At 45.5% G+C, this 15,260-nt stretch carries 17 protein-coding genes; 12 read left to right on the forward strand and 5 right to left on the reverse strand.

Annotation, left to right across the window (positions count from 1 at the left end; genetic code table 11):
* Positions 1–94: 94 nt before the first annotated feature.
* Both OO778_RS23035 and OO778_RS23040 read left to right on the forward strand, forming a co-directional pair.
* The gene (locus tag OO778_RS23035; RefSeq protein WP_258676725.1) at positions 95–1,153 is read left to right on the forward strand and encodes a porin; all 1,059 of its coding nucleotides are present in this window, start codon (positions 95–97) and stop codon (positions 1,151–1,153) included.
* A 221-nt stretch (positions 1,154–1,374) separates the two neighbouring features.
* Positions 1,375–1,989 carry a fumarylacetoacetate hydrolase family protein gene (locus OO778_RS23040; protein WP_248380117.1) on the forward strand — a complete coding sequence of 205 codons (615 nt, stop codon included), beginning with the start codon at positions 1,375–1,377 and terminating at the stop codon, positions 1,987–1,989.
* Here OO778_RS23040 and OO778_RS23045 read toward each other — a convergent pair.
* The 3 genes from OO778_RS23045 to OO778_RS23055 all read right to left on the reverse strand — a co-directional run bounded on the left by OO778_RS23045 (position 1,986) and on the right by OO778_RS23055 (position 3,913).
* A complete protein-coding gene (locus OO778_RS23045) occupies positions 1,986–2,297 on the reverse strand; it encodes an AzlD domain-containing protein (RefSeq protein WP_006742072.1) in 312 nt (103 codons plus the stop codon). The two genes, OO778_RS23040 and OO778_RS23045, sit on opposite strands and share 4 nt — an antisense overlap.
* On the reverse strand, positions 2,297–3,007 hold the full coding sequence (locus tag OO778_RS23050) for an AzlC family ABC transporter permease (RefSeq protein ID WP_074189916.1): 711 nt from the start codon (positions 3,005–3,007) through the stop codon (positions 2,297–2,299). The genes OO778_RS23045 and OO778_RS23050 overlap by 1 nt, the downstream gene beginning before the upstream one ends.
* Positions 3,008–3,085: 78 nt before the next feature.
* The gene (locus OO778_RS23055) at positions 3,086–3,913 is read right to left on the reverse strand and encodes an AraC family transcriptional regulator (protein ID WP_145472094.1); all 828 of its coding nucleotides are present in this window, start codon (positions 3,911–3,913) and stop codon (positions 3,086–3,088) included.
* A gap of 229 nt (positions 3,914–4,142) precedes the next feature.
* Between OO778_RS23055 and OO778_RS23060 the strand changes: the two genes are divergently transcribed.
* A complete protein-coding gene (locus tag OO778_RS23060) occupies positions 4,143–4,775 on the forward strand; it encodes a LysE family translocator (RefSeq protein ID WP_258647151.1) in 633 nt (210 codons plus the stop codon).
* 79 nt (positions 4,776–4,854) lie between these two features.
* The gene (locus OO778_RS23065; protein ID WP_264911842.1) at positions 4,855–5,277 is read left to right on the forward strand and encodes a GNAT family N-acetyltransferase; all 423 of its coding nucleotides are present in this window, start codon (positions 4,855–4,857) and stop codon (positions 5,275–5,277) included.
* A gap of 100 nt (positions 5,278–5,377) precedes the next feature.
* Here OO778_RS23065 and OO778_RS23070 read toward each other — a convergent pair whose 3' ends face one another.
* A complete protein-coding gene (locus OO778_RS23070; protein WP_203347304.1) occupies positions 5,378–7,072 on the reverse strand; it encodes a phospho-sugar mutase in 1,695 nt (564 codons plus the stop codon).
* 330 nt (positions 7,073–7,402) lie between these two features.
* On the opposite strand from OO778_RS23070, the gene coxB reads away from it, so the two are divergent.
* The 4 genes from coxB to OO778_RS23090 are packed head-to-tail and all read left to right on the forward strand — an operon-like array spanning position 7,403 to position 11,689.
* Complete coding sequence (gene coxB / locus OO778_RS23075) at positions 7,403–8,566, forward strand: cytochrome c oxidase subunit II (protein WP_264911843.1); 1,164 nt, start codon at positions 7,403–7,405, stop codon at positions 8,564–8,566.
* Positions 8,563–10,194 carry a cytochrome c oxidase subunit I gene (gene ctaD, locus OO778_RS23080; protein ID WP_005391175.1) on the forward strand — a complete coding sequence of 544 codons (1,632 nt, stop codon included), beginning with the start codon at positions 8,563–8,565 and terminating at the stop codon, positions 10,192–10,194. The genes coxB and ctaD overlap by 4 nt, the downstream gene beginning before the upstream one ends.
* Positions 10,195–10,213: 19 nt before the next feature.
* On the forward strand, positions 10,214–10,753 hold the full coding sequence (locus tag OO778_RS23085; RefSeq protein ID WP_005391173.1) for a cytochrome c oxidase assembly protein: 540 nt from the start codon (positions 10,214–10,216) through the stop codon (positions 10,751–10,753).
* 51 nt (positions 10,754–10,804) lie between these two features.
* On the forward strand, positions 10,805–11,689 hold the full coding sequence (locus OO778_RS23090; protein ID WP_264911845.1) for a cytochrome c oxidase subunit 3: 885 nt from the start codon (positions 10,805–10,807) through the stop codon (positions 11,687–11,689).
* Between the two features lie 13 nt (positions 11,690–11,702).
* On the opposite strand, the gene OO778_RS23095 is transcribed toward OO778_RS23090, so the two are convergent.
* Entirely contained in the window at positions 11,703–11,939 is a 237-nt protein-coding gene (locus OO778_RS23095; protein WP_005391169.1) for a DUF2909 family protein, read from the reverse strand.
* Between OO778_RS23095 and OO778_RS23100 the strand changes: the two genes are divergently transcribed.
* The 4 genes from OO778_RS23100 to cyoE are packed head-to-tail and all read left to right on the forward strand — an operon-like array spanning position 11,887 to position 15,179.
* Positions 11,887–12,729 carry an SURF1 family protein gene (locus OO778_RS23100; RefSeq protein ID WP_264911846.1) on the forward strand — a complete coding sequence of 281 codons (843 nt, stop codon included), beginning with the start codon at positions 11,887–11,889 and terminating at the stop codon, positions 12,727–12,729. The genes OO778_RS23095 and OO778_RS23100 overlap by 53 nt on opposite strands.
* Positions 12,719–13,255 (forward strand): hypothetical protein, encoded by a 537-nt coding sequence (locus tag OO778_RS23105; RefSeq protein WP_047008370.1) that lies wholly within the window; start codon positions 12,719–12,721, stop codon positions 13,253–13,255. Before OO778_RS23100 ends, OO778_RS23105 begins: the two co-directional genes overlap by 11 nt.
* Positions 13,256–13,267: 12 nt before the next feature.
* Positions 13,268–14,287 carry a COX15/CtaA family protein gene (locus tag OO778_RS23110; protein WP_264911848.1) on the forward strand — a complete coding sequence of 340 codons (1,020 nt, stop codon included), beginning with the start codon at positions 13,268–13,270 and terminating at the stop codon, positions 14,285–14,287.
* Positions 14,280–15,179, forward strand: a complete 900-nt coding sequence (gene cyoE, locus OO778_RS23115) for a heme o synthase (protein WP_074189923.1) — start codon at positions 14,280–14,282, stop codon at positions 15,177–15,179. Before OO778_RS23110 ends, cyoE begins: the two co-directional genes overlap by 8 nt.
* Positions 15,180–15,260: the final 81 nt, after the last annotated feature.

Consider the following 15,260-nt stretch of genomic DNA (forward strand, 5'->3'; position numbering starts at 1 on the left):
GTATTCCTTTCTGTGTTCATCATTTCGTTTTACGAAAGTGAATCAGAGCTGGGTCTAAAACTGACTAACCAACTAATAAGTAATGGATTTAGAAATGAATAAAAAATTATTAGCAGCGGCAATCGCAGCAGCAACTTTCGGCACTCAAGCAGTGGCAGTGGAACTTTATAATAACGATGGCACAACATTTTCGATGGGCGGCCACGTTTCTGTTAACTTAAATGGTTCAGAGCAAGGTGACACGGATGTTGGTACTAACTCTCCTCGTATCAATATCTCTGCGACACAAGATTTAGGCAATGGCTTCACCGCAGACGCACGTGGTGAATGGGCTCTAAACTACTTAGATGGCGGTGAAGAGTCGTTTAAAACTCGTCTAGGTTACATAGGTTTAACACATGAGGTTTACGGTCGTGCAGTAGGTGGTACGCAATGGTCACCTTACTATGATGTAGCAGGCATCGCGGATATGCCAATTGCGTTTGCGAATGACTTCATTTACGACGATCACGGAAACCTAGGCACAGGTCGTGCGGATAAAATGCTGTCTTATCGAAATGGCTTTGATTTAGGCGAAGCAGGTGCGATTAACGTTGGTCTTGGATGGCAAGGCGCAAATGATGAATACACGCGTAACGACGCAGGTACTATCACTGGTGGTCTTAAATACGATGACCGCATGCAAGTTGCGCTTTCTTACGCAATCATGGGCGCGAAAATTGGCTACTCATACAACGGTGGTGACTTCCAACACCCTGCTTACACAGGTAAACACACCGCGGAATCACATGTTGTGTCTGCATCTTACGGCGCTTACGGCCAAGGTCTGTTCCTTGCCGCGGTATATGGTTCAAATGAAAATATGAACTTCAGTGTAAATGGCGACCGTTTGGCGGAAAGTGATGCGTACGAAGCGATCATCGCATACGCTCTAGCGAACAGTTTAAACTTGAGCGTTAACTACGAGATGGTTGAAGGTAAAGAGTTCAAAAACTCTAAAACAGAAACCGCTCGTGAGGAAATGGCACTGCAGGCAGAGTACAACTTCACGCCTAAATTTGTTGGTTACGCGGGTTACCAGTTTGACCTAAATGATGACCATGGTCGTGAAACTGATGACAAATGGGCGATAGGTGCTCGTTACTACCTATAATAGGATTTAGCGAGAACAATCATTCATCCTTATTGATTTAAAGCCAGCCTCGTGCTGGCTTTTTTGTCTATTTGTTTTGCAAATACCTTGATGTTTCAATTAGATGATACAAAACTCAAAACGGGGTGAATGTCTTATTTTTCACACTAGAGGATGGGATTTAGTGTCGTTAAGTCAATAGGTTAGATTATGATGAGGTTTTTGTTTTGCAGGGAAGAGCGATGAGCGTTATTCAAGTTGAAGAAAAGAAAGTAGAAGTGGGTAAAGTGCTTTGTGTTGGGCGAAATTACGTTGAACATATTCATGAGCTTGATAATGCGATACCTGAGCAAATGGTGGTATTTAATAAACCCGCGACTTCCGTATCGACGACTCTGCGTTCATTTCATCAAGAGCCTCTCCATTACGAGGCTGAAATCTGTTTTCTGATCAAAGATGGACACTATTCAGCGGTCGGTTTGGGATTGGATCTGACCAAGCGCGGTTTGCAGTCTTCACTTAAACAACAAGGGTTGCCCTGGGAGCGTGCTAAAGCGTTTGATGGCTCCGCAGTGTTTAGTCGATTTGTCTCTTTGGATAACATTGATATTAATGATCTTAACCTAGAGCTCTTGATTAACTGCGTTCGTGTACAAAAAGGTCACGTTAACCAGATGCTCTATCCGCCGCTAACCATTTTGGATGAATTAACGAGTTACACAACACTTCAAGATGGCGATGTGGTAATGACCGGCACACCAAAAGGGGTTGGTGAGGTGCATCAAGGTGACATCTTCCTTGGACGATTAAAGTGTGGTGATGTCACCTTGTTGGAGATTGAGTGGGTGGCGAATTAAAGCCAAATTCGCAGAACGAGAAATACCACCATGCTGATCACCGTCGTTAAAAGAACATTTTTAGTAAAGTACGCGATTAACGCAGCCAGCAAGGCAGCCAATAAAAATGGGTTGTGCACATTCACGCTGAGTGCTCCATCGGGAATGAAAACGATAGGCGCCCAGATCGCAGTGAGTACCGCAGGGCTGGCGTAGTTGAGCACTTTTTGTGTACGTGTCCCTAATCGCAGTGGTAGCTTGGGTTCTAAAAACAAGTAGCGGCTGGTGAAAACAAGCCCCGTCATCAGTAAAATAGACAACATGATCATTAGTGTTTCTCCTGTACTTGTTCCACAAAGTAGCCTGTAAGCATGGCTAAAATGCTCGAAATCATCAAACTTCCTTCCACTTGGTAATAGGTTAGGGCGACCGAGCTCACTAATGCCACGACAACACTCGCGAGCACCGCCATATTTTTAATAGTCGGAACTACAATTGCGATAAAAGTCGCGGCCACAGCAAATTCCAATCCCATTTCGTTCAGTTCAGGGATCAAGCTTCCCGCAATAATGCCCGTCAATGTCGCGATATTCCAAAACAGGTAAAAACTCAGACCAGCCCCAAGCGCATACCAGCGATTAAATTGTTTATCGGAATGATGACCTACAATCGCAAACAGCTCATCAGTGAGTAAGAATCCGAGTGATAACCGCCATTTAAGAGGAAGTGGTGCAATTTTACTGCGCATCGATACACTGTAGAGGAAGTGTCGAGAGGTGATAAAAAACGTTGTTAGTAACATGGTTACTAGACCTGCCCCCGATTTAATCATCCCCATCGCGACGAGCTGCGCGGAACCTGCGAACAGAATGGCGGATAGTGCTTGTCCTTCCAAAGGGTGAAGCCCAGTATCAATCGCGAATGAGCCTGCGAGCAAACCCCAAGGTAACACCGCGATACTCAGTGGCATCATCGCAAGTGTGCCTTGCCAAAATAACGCAGCTTTTGATTCTTCTTTTAGCGGCAAAGTGTGGTCCATAGTTTCTTCTTAGTTGTTCCAAAATCAGGCTATCAAGGTAACGTGGTAGCGGCATAACGCCTTGTACAATATTGCTCTTTAGCTGTGACGAATGTATTGACCGGGCGTGACGCCCATGGCTTTTTTAAAGTGTCGATGCAGGTGGCTTTGATCATGGAAGCCACATTCTTGCGCTACATCTGAAATTTTTTGTCCAAGTTTGAGCAACTTCTTCGCCATTCGTAAACGTTGTTGAATTTGATAAGCATGGGGAGGGAAGCCAAACTGTTTTTGAAACTCTCTTAGCAAATGAAAAGGGCTTAACCCAGCCAGTTTTGCGAGCTCTTCTAGCGAGACGTCCGTTTGCGGGAAGTCTTCCAAAAACTCTTTGACCAGCTGTGTTTGTCGCTGAGCTCTGGTTGATTCTTTCAGTGGTGCCCGATGAGTGCTGTGTTTACTGGCTAGCTTGATCAACGTGCCGTAAACCAAAGTTTCTCTCAATAAACGGTTGTCTGATTTTTCTAGTGTTTCAAATACCAATCGTAACTGACTAGCCAGCTCAGGATCGTAAACCACAGGTTGAGGAAAATAGGGCAGAGCTACATTTGGTGAACCAAGCTCTTGTCCTAAAGTTTGAAACTGCTGAGGTACGGGGTACATTGCTTTGTATTCCCAGCCGCCTTCCGAGGCTGAATGCCCGTTGTGTACTTCATCTGCATTAACAAGGATGATGCTGTCCTGTGGCGCGATATGATTTCCGCCTGTTCGAAAGAACTGCTGTGCTCCCTTCTCGATGACGCCAATAGTGTAACCCTCGTGACTATGGCGTGAGAAATTCTGCTTCTCATACTTTGCATCAAGAAGCTCTAAACCGCCGAGCTCTTGAGCTATCTTGAAGGTAGCGATTTCCTTATTCTTTTCTTTCATCTTTATCCGGTCTGCTCAAGAAAATCATCTTAGAAGTGTAACGGATCCATCGTGCTTATTTTTGTACAAAATTGCTATTCGATTTTGATAAACAGGCGAATTGATTGATATTTTTCAGATAGACAAACTATGATTTTTATTTTTTGAATTATCTTGGCTATTTTGGGCTGGATGATGTCATTTTGTTGGTATAACATTCGCCGCCTTGTTGTAGAAAAGCGGTTCCATCATGATTGATTTATCTGTACTTCCTGTTTATCTCACTGCAGTTGTCGCCTTATTGCTCTTACCAGGGCCTGATATGTTGCTGATCGCGAGCTCAAGTATGAGTTACGGTAAGAAGGTCGGTCTGTTTGCTAGCTTAGGCAATGCGACGTCTGGTGTTATTCTTACTTTGCTTGCTGCGATGGGGGTATCAACCTTGATCGCAATGAGCCCAATCGCCCTTAAAGTCCTTCATCTATTAGGTGGCGCATACTTGCTAAAAATGGGATGGGACTGCTTACGAGCTGAGGCATCAGCGGCTCCAGAGCTTGATGGTCAAAACAAAATGGCGTCAACTTATTATCAACGTGCTTTGATGAGTAATTTGCTTAACCCTAAAGCGTTGGTATTTTTTGTGATGTTCTTGCCGCAGTTTGTCTCAAGCAATATCACAGCGTCTTCTGGTGAGCAGATGCTAGCACTAGGGTTATTGTTAAACGTCCTTGGCTTGTCATTCAATTTATTACTTGTTGGGCTGGCAGGCACATTGGGTAAGGGGCTGCTTGAGAACGAAAAATTCCGCACGTATCAACATAAACTAATGGGTTTGGTGTTCGTTATTCTGGCGTTGTGGATGCTGAGCAGTTTCGCCTTGTAAAGTTATCATATTCCATCAGAAAGCCAGCAATTGCTGGTTTTTTGTTTTAGGATATTGGTGTTTCCTAAGGAGAGGGTATATGAAGCTTGAATTTTGTTTAAATCCAGATCAAACAGACCTTGATTCTGTTCGTGAAGGTATTCGATCTTATAACCGAATGCACTTGCCTGAAGGGGAAGTGCATGCTGTGGGCTGTTTTGCTAAAGATGAGAATGGCAAGACCATGGGTGGTCTGACTGGCGAAATGTTTAAAAACACGGTGTTTGTTGAGTTTTTGTGGGTAGATGCTGAAAGTCGAACCTCTGGTCTCGGTAGCCAGTTAATGTCAATGCTAGAAGACAAAGTAAAGCCTCACGGGGTTACCCATGTTTATTTGGATACCTACAGCTTTCAAGCTCTTGAGTTCTATCTCAAATTCGGTTTTGAGAAAGTAGGGCAGTACTCAGGCTATCCTGCAGAGGGCATCCACAAGTACTTTCTACAAAAGGAAATTGTAAGCTAGGGAAAAGCACTGGTTAGCTTGACTTGTTCTAGTCAAAATCAAAAAAAGAGGCGCGAATTTGCGCCTCTTATCGTATCAGATGTCTCGGCTTCTCTTTGACTTACAAACTTGTCTGATGCGCGTCGATAAGTTCGTTCATCTTCGCCTCTGCCGCTTGCTGTGCTTGTGCATAGCTCATATCCGCAGGGAAAAGGTTGATGACTTCGTAGTAACATTTTAGTTTTGGCTCAGTACCCGAAGGGCGAACAATCACACGAGACTGATCTTCTAGGTGATAAATCAATACGTCACTTGCTGGTAAGTCAATGGATTCTTCTGAGCCGTCATCAAACATGCGAACTGATGTTTTTAGATCTTCAGTTACTGCGACTTTTTTACCAGCAATCTCTGTTGGTGGGTTTGCACGGAGCTTGTCACCGATTGGTGGAGAGTTCGGGTCGAGAGCGATACTGCGCTGCGCGTTAAAGTAGAAACCGTGCTCGCGGTACAGTTCTTCCAGTTTATCCCATAGTGTTTTGCCTTGAGCTTTAAGCTTACCTGTTAGCTGAGCAAATGCGACGATTGCAGATAAACCATCTTTATCCCACACTTTGTTACCCACGGTATAACCGAGCGCTTCTTCATAAGCAAACAAGAATGGATTGGCTTCTGTCTCTTGCTCCATGGCAACGTTAGTGAGCCATTTGAAGCCTGTTAACGTTTGGTAGTATTGGGCGCCATGCGCTTTGGCAATGCTACTCAGCATTCTTGATGATACGATGGTGTTGCCAACCAGAGCGTTAGGTTGCTGTTCTAGCAAGTAATCGCCAAACAGTGAACCCACTTGGTCGCCGGTTAACATTTGGTATTCGCCATCTGGGCGTTTGACCGCCACTGCAAAACGGTCGGCATCTGGATCGTTGGCACAAGCGATATCAGCATCTACGGACTTACCTAACGCCATCACCATATCCATTGCTCCCGCTTCTTCAGGGTTTGGGAAGTTGACGGTTGGGAAGCTACCATCAGGTTCGCGCTGTTCCTTAACACTTGCCACTTTTTTGAAGCCAGCGTCGGCAAGTAGCGTTTCCGCCATATTCGCGCCAACGCCATGCATCGCAGTGTAAGCGATAGAAATATCGGTGTTGTTGTCAGGAGTAAGCAGCGCGTTTTCATTCATTGTCTTACGGTAAGTTTGGTAGTAGTCGTCTTCCAACCAAACTAACAAACCGTGCTGTTTTGCATCATCGAGAGACATTAAAGGTAATGGCTTCGTTGTTGCGGCATCAATTTTCGCTGCGATTCCAGAGTCGTGTGGAGGAATGATTTGTGCGCCATTCTCCCAATATACTTTGAAGCCATTGTACTCTGGTGGATTGTGGCTAGCGGTAACAACAACAGCGGCTGCAGCATTCAATGTACGGACACCAAATGCAACAATTGGGGTTGCTGCAACGTCATACGTTAGGTAAACCTTGATGCCAAGGGCAGTCAGTACGGAAGCGGTATCATGCGCGAATTGTTTCGAATCAGGACGACCGTCGTAGCCAATAACGACACCACGACTTGCGGCATCTTTGACTTGCTCTAGCAAATAGTTTCCTAGGCCAGTGGCTGTCTCTTGGATCACCAAACGGTTCATTCGGTTTGGACCTGCGCCCACTTTGCCGCGTAACCCTGCTGTACCAAAGGCAAGGCGCGATCCAAAGCGATCAGTAAGCTCTTGTTCATTATTTGTATCGACGAGGTGTTGTAGCTCTTCGCGAGTCTTAGGATCAGGGTCTCGTTCTAGCCATTGAGTAATTAGTGCTGTCATATCAATCATTCCTTAGTAGGGGGCGCCTACTTTCTTGGACACTTCGTTTTGTAAGTATCTCAATGTTTTCTTTTAAATTAATGTAAATGGTTCTCAATTACATTTCAAAGAGGGCAATCGATAAACCGAATTAATTTTTCTTATCCGAACAAAATTTAATCATATTTAATTTCTTGAAGAACCTTGGAACTATAACTAGCCTTTTAACATAAATATAACAAACCGTGTCGAAATCGTAGTTTTTGTGATTTTTCGTAAAGTTGTTCGATATTTGCATCGGGACGCAAGGAAGCTCGCGCAAGCGCAGCGGCTGAGCAGAGGAGAGATCTTTTGAAAAGATTAACGACTACTCTAGCCTTATCACTGAATGTGATTTTAATCACATTCTCCTCTTTCAGTTGGTCAAAGAAAAGTGACTACAACATGACCAAAGGGGTCACAGCGATAAGTGGGCAAGTGTATGAATTACATATGCTGATTTTCTATATCTGCTGCGTAATTGCTTTGATTGTATTTGGTGTCATGTTCTATTCCATCTTTCGTCATCGCAAGTCAAAAGGAGCAGTTGCCGCACATTTCCACGAAAGTACAAAAGTGGAAATTATCTGGACAGTCATACCTATCATCATTCTTGTCGCCATGGCGATTCCCGCAACGAAAACTTTAGTCGCAATGGAAGACACAAGCCAATCAGATATCACGGTCAAGATCACAGGCTCGCAATGGAAATGGCATTACAGCTATTTTGGTGAAGATGTTGAGTTCTTCAGTTTGCTTGCCACCAGCCAAAAGCAAATTGATGGTATCGAGACAAAAGGCGCGCATTATCTATTGGAAGTAGACAACCCTTTGGTGTTGCCTGTGAATCGCAAAGTGCGTTTTTTGATGACTTCTGATGATGTTATTCACTCATGGTGGGTGCCGGATTTTGCTGTCAAGAAAGACACCATCCCTGGTTTTATTAATGAAGCATGGACAAGAATTGATGAGCCAGGCGTATATCGCGGTCAATGTGCGGAGCTATGTGGTCGTGCACACGGGTTCATGCCGGTGGTGGTGCATGCGATGGAAGAAGAAAAGTTTGATGAATGGTTAGCGAGTAAGAAGGAAGAAATCGCACTTCAAAAAGCGGCGGCACAAGAGGCGCTCTCTCAAGACTTATCCATGGATGAGTTGATGTCGCAGGGCGAATCGATATACACGGCGCGTTGTGCTGTGTGCCATCAGGCTAATGGTGAGGGGATTCCGGGTGCATTTCCCGCGATTAAGGGCAGTCCTATCGCAACAGGCCCAATTTCAGAGCACATTGATGTGATTGTGAATGGCCGTCCGGGCACTGCAATGCAGTCTTTTTCGAACCAGTTAAGTGACAAAGAAATTGCTGCGGTCATCACATACCAGCGAAACGCATGGGGCAACGACACTGGTGATAGGGTGCAAGCATCCGATGTGAATGCCTTTAAGGCACAAGGCAGTGCTAAGGAGGAAATATGAGTAAGCCAATAGAAAAGGCAGTGAAGTCTGCTCCAGCGGAAGCCAGTGCAAACAGTACCATTGCGATTGATGATGGCCATGATCATCATGCTCCTCAAGGTATTGCTCGTTGGCTGTATTCCACAAACCATAAAGATATTGGCACCCTGTACCTTTGGTTTAGTTTTGCGATGTTTCTGACTGGTGGTGCGATGGCGATGGTCATTCGTGCCGAATTATTCCAGCCTGGACTTCAGCTGGTTGATCCACAGTTTTTTAATCAAATGACTACGGTACACGGTTTGGTGATGGTGTTTGGTGCTGTGATGCCAGCATTTACGGGCCTTGCTAACTGGATGATTCCAATGATGATCGGTGCTCCAGATATGGCGCTACCTCGCATGAACAACTTGAGCTTTTGGATTCTACCTTTTGCATTTCTTATTTTATTGAGCTCGTTGTTTTTACCTGGCGGCGGCCCCGATTTTGGCTGGACGTTCTATGCTCCGTTGTCCACGACTTATGGCCCAGATAGCACCGCGCTGTTTGTATTCTCTGTTCACATCATGGGTATCAGCTCCATCATGGGCGCGATAAACGTTATCGTGACGATAGTAAATATGCGAGCTCCGGGAATGACTTGGTTCAAGTTACCAATGTTTGTTTGGACTTGGTTAATCACCGCTTTCTTATTGATCGCGGTTATGCCGGTATTAGCGGGTGCGGTGACGATGGTTCTTACTGACAAATATTTCGGGACTAGCTTCTTTGATGCAGCTGGTGGCGGCGATCCGGTGATGTTTCAACACATCTTTTGGTTCTTTGGTCACCCAGAAGTGTACATCATGATTTTACCGTCGTTTGGCATCATTTCTGCCATCCTTCCTGCTTTCAGTGGCAAGAAGCTGTTTGGTTATCATTCGATGGTTTACGCGACGTGCAGCATTGCGTTGTTGTCTTTCCTTGTGTGGGCGCATCACATGTTTACAACGGGGATGCCAGTTTTTGCAGAGCTTTTCTTTATGTATTGCACCATGCTGATTGCGGTACCAACCGGGGTGAAAGTCTTTAACTGGGTCGCCACCATGTGGCGTGGGGCTCTGACATTTGAAACACCAATGTTGTTTGCCATTGCCTTTATTGTGCTCTTTACGATTGGCGGTTTCTCAGGGTTGATGCTGGCGATTGTGCCGGCGGATTTCCAATATCATGACACTTACTTCGTGGTTGCGCATTTCCACTATGTGTTGGTATCTGGTGCTGTATTCTCGATTATGGCGGCTGCGTACTATTGGCTACCTAAGTGGACAGGCAATATGTACGACCACAAGCTGAGTTTGTGGCATTTCTGGTGCTCGATTATTTCAGTAAATGTTTTGTTTTTCCCGATGCACTTTCTAGGTTTAGCGGGTATGCCAAGACGTATCCCGGATTACGCTATTCAGTTTGCTGATGTCAATCAAATCGTCTCCATTGGTGGATTTGCGTTTGGGTTGTCACAATTGATCTTTTTATGGGTGGTGATTAAGTGTATTCGTGGCGGTGAAAAGGCCGCTGCAAAACCGTGGGAACGTGCGGAGGGCTTAGAATGGACAGTGCCAAGCCCGGCACCCCATCATACGTTTACTACGCCGCCTAAAGTCGATTAGAAACGAAGGGGTGAGTGAGATGAAACCGAATCCATCAAACAAAAAGCTCACAGTGAAGTTGCTTTTAGCGACCCTTTTGATGTTTGGGTTTGGCTACGCACTTGTCCCATTGTATGACGTAATGTGCGACGCACTGGGTATCAATGGAAAAACAAGTGAAGTGGCCGCCATTCAACCAACTGGTATGCAGCCAGATATGAGTCGAACCATTCGCGTGGAGTTTATGGCGCATGTAAGTCCCGATATGCCTTGGGAGTTTAAACCCAAAGTGATTTCGATGGACGTTCATCCCGGTGAAGTCGTGCAAACCGAATACCTTGCATTTAATGAAAGCGGGCAGAAGTTGGTAGGGCAAGCCGTTCCCTCTGTTTCTCCCGGGAATGGTGCCGCTTATTTCAATAAGATTGAGTGCTTTTGTTTTAACCAACAGCCTTTGGATGGCAAACAACAAGCTCAAATGCCGTTGATTTTTTATATCGAACCGGACTTACCGGAGTCGATACACACGTTAACGCTGTCTTACACACTCTATAAACTTCCTCCTCCTACAGGTTCTTAGCCACTCAAGGAGAGAGATACAGACCAAGGCTGGTCAGTAAGGAGAGAAATTATGAGTAACAAGCCAGGAACATATTATGTTCCCGCTCAAAGTAGCTGGCCGATCATCGGTGCGTTTGCTCTATTTTTAGTTGCCGTTGGTGCAGGAATGACCGTTCAGGGAACACAAAGTGAAGGGGCTGTGGGAACCATTGGTAGCATTGTGCTAGCGGTAGGTTTCCTGTTCTTGCTTTACATGTTGGCGGGCTGGTTTAGTAATGTGATTACTGAGTCACTGAGTGGAAAGTACAGCTCGCAAATTACTCGTTCTTTTCGCCAAGGGATGAGCTGGTTCATCTTCTCTGAAGTGATGTTTTTTGGTGCCTTTTTTGGTGCGTTATTTTACGCCAGGATGATTTCTGTGCCTTGGTTAGGTGGGGCAGATAACAACTCCATGACCAACGAGGTTTTGTGGCCAACCTTCGAAGCAATGTGGCCACTCACACTGACTCCGGGTGGAGAAACAACACAAGCTATGCCGTGGCAGGGCATTCCCCTTACTAATACTATTTTGCTGCTATTGTCGTCGGTTACGCTACATATGGCGCACATAAGCCTTGAAAAAGACAAAAGAACGGCACTGATTGTTTGGTTGGAAATCACCATCGTGCTTGCGGGCTTTTTCCTATATTACCAAGCGGTCGAGTATGCTCATGCTTATCAAGAAATGGGGCTCACGTTGCAATCTGGTATCTACGGAAACACCTTCTTTATGCTGACGGGTTTTCACGGTTTGCACGTTTGTCTTGGGACGATTTTCTTAATCGTATTATTGCTCCGAATCGCTAAAGATCATTTTTCGTCTAAGAACCATTTTGCCTTCCAAGCAGGTAGTTGGTATTGGCACTTTGTGGATGTGGTTTGGTTATGTCTGTTTGTGTTTGTGTACGTGCTGTAGGTGCATTGGGCGATTAGTAAGGACGGGGATTCGGAGCCAGCCAGCCTGAACTGAGCGCAATAAGTAGAAGGATAACTACTAAAGCGGAGAACATGACTCGACGGCCTAAGTAATGACTCATAGGTTTGTCTCTTTTTTCGGGATTATCTGGGTCTTCACGAACCATTTCGATAAGCGCTTTTGCGAGGTTGAAGATAATGAAAAGCAGCAAAAGGACAAGCGTCAGTTTGAATAGAAATACGGTGGACATAGCACCTCCGGTTTCATCGTTGTTGTTATCAAGACAATTATGGCTATCGAAACGGTTTTGGGTTGCAGTTGGTTTAACTGTGGTTGTGTTTTCTCTTTTGGTCAAACTGGGTTTTTGGCAGCTTGAAAGAGGGCAAGAGAAACAGGCTTTGGAACAAGCCATTCTTGCGCGAGCGGATAGTGCGTACCAAACATTAGGCGAAGTTCTTGAAGAAAACGATTGGAGAGAAGGCAGCATCCTCGGGAAAAAAGTGGAAGCTAATGTTGTTCCTCAGGCGTTTCCCGTGATTTTACTGGATAACCAAACGCATCAGGGCAATGTGGGCTATTTAGCATTTCAGATTGTCTCTATGAGTGATGAATCAGGAACCTATGCATTATTAGAGCTTGGTTTTGTGGAGGGAATAGCAGATCGTTCAGTATTACCAACCGTCACAACACTCGAAGTGTCGACCTTTATCTCGGGACGTCTGTACCGAAAATCTGCTAACCCGTTGAGCTCTGAATTAATGCCAGAAGTTGGCGATGCCATTCGTGTGCAGAACCTGAATATCGCGCAACTGAATCAGCTACTTAATATTGAACTTATGCCCGCAGTCTTGCAGCCAGACAATCTAAAAAATTGGCCTTACGACTTTCCTTGGAACCCATTGCCGCTCAACAGCGCCAAGCATTTCGGTTATTCGATTCAGTGGTTTTCGATGGCGGGCGTTTTCTTATTATTGACCTTAATTGTTTTTGTTCGTTGGCAAAGAAAGTTGCGTCACATGGAGGTGAAGCATGACATCTAAAGTAACCAAAGGGCGGCTAATGTTGATTGCGTTGGTGTGTACGTTTGCGCTTCCTGCCGTCATCGCTAAGGTCATTCTCACCCAAGGGTGGTATCAAAGCGGTGTGACCAATAGAGGTGTGTTAGTTGAACCATACACAACGTTAGAGCTACTTGGTCAAGAGTCCCCACTCAAGGAGCACAGGTGGCAACTCGCTTATGTTTTACCTAATGAGTGCACAGAACAATGCAGGCAGCAGCTTTACCTGCTTCAGCAAAGCCATGTCGCTTTAGGAAAATATCAAGAGCGTGTGGTGCCGGTGCTTTGGCAGACAGAGTTGTCCGGTACCGTAGATGTATCGATGACGACAATGCAAATGAATCAATCGGTTACCGCCAAAGTGAAACCCGGACAAATGTTAATCGTTGATCCTCTGGGGCAATTGGTGATGTCTTACTCGCCAAAACCGAATGAAGATTTAGTCTCGTTCAACAAAGGTATGTTAGCGGATTTACGCAAGCTCTTAAAATTGTCACGAGTTGGTTAGAAAGGGGTGTATATGAAGTTAATTCAATTGGTTAAGTTCAGTTTGCTCCTAACTTTCGTGGTGATCATGTTAGGCGCGTATACTCGCCTTTCTGATGCAGGGTTAGGTTGCCCTGATTGGCCCGGCTGCTATGGGCATCTTGCTGTGCCTCATCAAGAAGAAGACGTAATACGTGCCAATCTTAATTTCCCTGAACGGGCTGTCGAGCATGAGAAAGCATGGCTTGAAATGATTCATCGCTATTTTGCAGGAACGTTGGGTTTGGTCATTTTTGCCATGACAGTGATATCAATGAGGTCTGAGCGCGTGAATCCTACTATTCCGATGCTGCTCAGTGTACTTGTGATCGGGCAGGCACTTTTGGGGATGTGGACCGTGACGCTCAAATTAATGCCAGTCATCGTAATGCTTCATCTGCTTGGTGGCTTTACTTTACTGGTTCTGCAGGCGATTTTTTACTGCCAGTTAAAAGCGCAAAATAATCTCTATTTTTCTCCATCTTCCAGCTCGCTGCGAGGCTTCTCATTATTGGTTTTTCTGGTTGTTTTTATGCAGGTGCTGCTCGGAGGGTGGACTTCGTCAAACTATGCCGCGCTCATGTGCACCTCACTGCCTATTTGTGAGGGAGATTGGATGGGTCATCTCTCATGGAAAGAGGCGTTTTCTTTCTGGCAAACCGGATTCGAGAATTACGAATTTGGTGTATTGGAGTATCCGGCAAGAATGACCATACATGTTACGCATCGCCTCGGTGCGATGGTCACCGCCACTGTCGTATTGGCTTATAGCATTATGCTCATGAGGCAAGATTCCCATCATTCACAGCGCATTGGAGGATGGTTACTACTCACTTTAGCGTGTCAAATTATGTTGGGCGTGAGCAACGTTGTATTCCAACTTCCTATTTATGTCGCCGTAGCACATAACTTGGGTGCCGCCATTATGTTGAGTCTTGTTTGTGTGAGTCAGTTTTATTTGTGGCAGGGCAAAAAAGCTTGGAGTTACACCGCGAAAGGAGTTCGCTATGAGTAAAGAAATCGCACTGTCGTTAAATGAGCGAAAGCGACTAAGTTCCGTTTATTTGAAGTTAACGAAGCCTAAAGTAGTCGCATTAATGCTGGTGACGGCCGTTGTAGGGATGAGTTTAGCGCCTGTTACTGAGTTTCCTTGGTTGCAGGCGGCGGTTGGCCTAACAGGCATTGGTTTGATGGCAGGCTCCGCGGCAGCGTTTAATCACCTGATTGACCGCCGCATTGATGCGAGAATGGCTCGCACACACAAACGTCCGTTGCCATCGGGTGAAGCTAAGCCGTTATCGGTGATAACCTTTGCGACGGCGTTAGGCGTCATAGGGTTTGTTCTTTTATATGCGCTGGTCAACCCACTGACGGCATGGCTGACTTTGATGAGTTTACTCGGCTATGCGATGGTGTACACCATGTACCTCAAACGCGCTACGCCCCAAAATATCGTAATTGCAGGTATTGCGGGTGCGATGCCGCCTCTTCTCGGTTGGACTGCCGTAACAGGGCAGTTGCATGCGAATGCTTGGCTGCTTGTGATGATCATTTTTATCTGGACGCCACCACACTTTTGGGCACTCGCAATTCATCGCGTAGAGGACTATCGTAAGGTGAATATTCCAATGTTGCCAGTGACACATGGTATCGAGTACACCAAAACTTCTATTCTGTTGTATACGGTGTTGTTGACGTTGGTTTGTGTGCTGCCGGTGTTGGTTGGAATGGTCGGCGTAGTTTATCTTTTTGCCTCGTTACTACTTAACGCTGGCTTTATGTACCATGCATGGAAGCTAAAATACGCGCCAGAGCCCAATACCGCGATGGAGGCGTTTAAATTTTCTATCTATCACCTTTTTGCGTTGTTCATTGCATTGCTTTCGGATCACTATATTGGCTTGTAGCCTCTCTTTAAACAGAAAACGCCGCGTGGTTCGCGGCGTTTTTTGTTTTGATACTTTGGCTTTAATGCAAAGTTTCTAGAG

Origin of the sequence: Vibrio sp. STUT-A16 (genome assembly GCF_026000495.1) — a bacterium.
Taxonomy (GTDB): domain Bacteria; phylum Pseudomonadota; class Gammaproteobacteria; order Enterobacterales; family Vibrionaceae; genus Vibrio; species Vibrio diabolicus.

Excerpts from the sequence above, each read along its gene's own strand:
- OO778_RS23040 (WP_248380117.1), top strand. The coding sequence starts at position 1,375 with ATGAGCGTTATTCAAGTTGAAGAAAAGAAAGTAGAAGTGGGTAAAGTG.
- ctaD (WP_005391175.1), top strand. The coding sequence starts at position 8,563 with ATGAGTAAGCCAATAGAAAAGGCAGTGAAGTCTGCTCCAGCGGAAGCC.
- OO778_RS23100 (WP_264911846.1), top strand. The coding sequence starts at position 11,887 with ATGAAAAGCAGCAAAAGGACAAGCGTCAGTTTGAATAGAAATACGGTG.
- OO778_RS23090 (WP_264911845.1), top strand. The coding sequence starts at position 10,805 with ATGAGTAACAAGCCAGGAACATATTATGTTCCCGCTCAAAGTAGCTGG.
- OO778_RS23110 (WP_264911848.1), top strand. The coding sequence starts at position 13,268 with ATGAAGTTAATTCAATTGGTTAAGTTCAGTTTGCTCCTAACTTTCGTG.
- OO778_RS23065 (WP_264911842.1), top strand. The coding sequence starts at position 4,855 with ATGAAGCTTGAATTTTGTTTAAATCCAGATCAAACAGACCTTGATTCT.
- OO778_RS23050 (WP_074189916.1), bottom strand. The coding sequence starts at position 3,007 with ATGGACCACACTTTGCCGCTAAAAGAAGAATCAAAAGCTGCGTTATTT.
- OO778_RS23085 (WP_005391173.1), top strand. The coding sequence starts at position 10,214 with ATGAAACCGAATCCATCAAACAAAAAGCTCACAGTGAAGTTGCTTTTA.
- OO778_RS23105 (WP_047008370.1), top strand. The coding sequence starts at position 12,719 with ATGACATCTAAAGTAACCAAAGGGCGGCTAATGTTGATTGCGTTGGTG.
- OO778_RS23060 (WP_258647151.1), top strand. The coding sequence starts at position 4,143 with ATGATTGATTTATCTGTACTTCCTGTTTATCTCACTGCAGTTGTCGCC.
- cyoE (WP_074189923.1), top strand. The coding sequence starts at position 14,280 with ATGAGTAAAGAAATCGCACTGTCGTTAAATGAGCGAAAGCGACTAAGT.
- OO778_RS23095 (WP_005391169.1), bottom strand. The coding sequence starts at position 11,939 with ATGTCCACCGTATTTCTATTCAAACTGACGCTTGTCCTTTTGCTGCTT.
- OO778_RS23035 (WP_258676725.1), top strand. The coding sequence starts at position 95 with ATGAATAAAAAATTATTAGCAGCGGCAATCGCAGCAGCAACTTTCGGC.
- OO778_RS23045 (WP_006742072.1), bottom strand. The coding sequence starts at position 2,297 with ATGATCATGTTGTCTATTTTACTGATGACGGGGCTTGTTTTCACCAGC.
- OO778_RS23070 (WP_203347304.1), bottom strand. The coding sequence starts at position 7,072 with ATGACAGCACTAATTACTCAATGGCTAGAACGAGACCCTGATCCTAAG.
- OO778_RS23055 (WP_145472094.1), bottom strand. The coding sequence starts at position 3,913 with ATGAAAGAAAAGAATAAGGAAATCGCTACCTTCAAGATAGCTCAAGAG.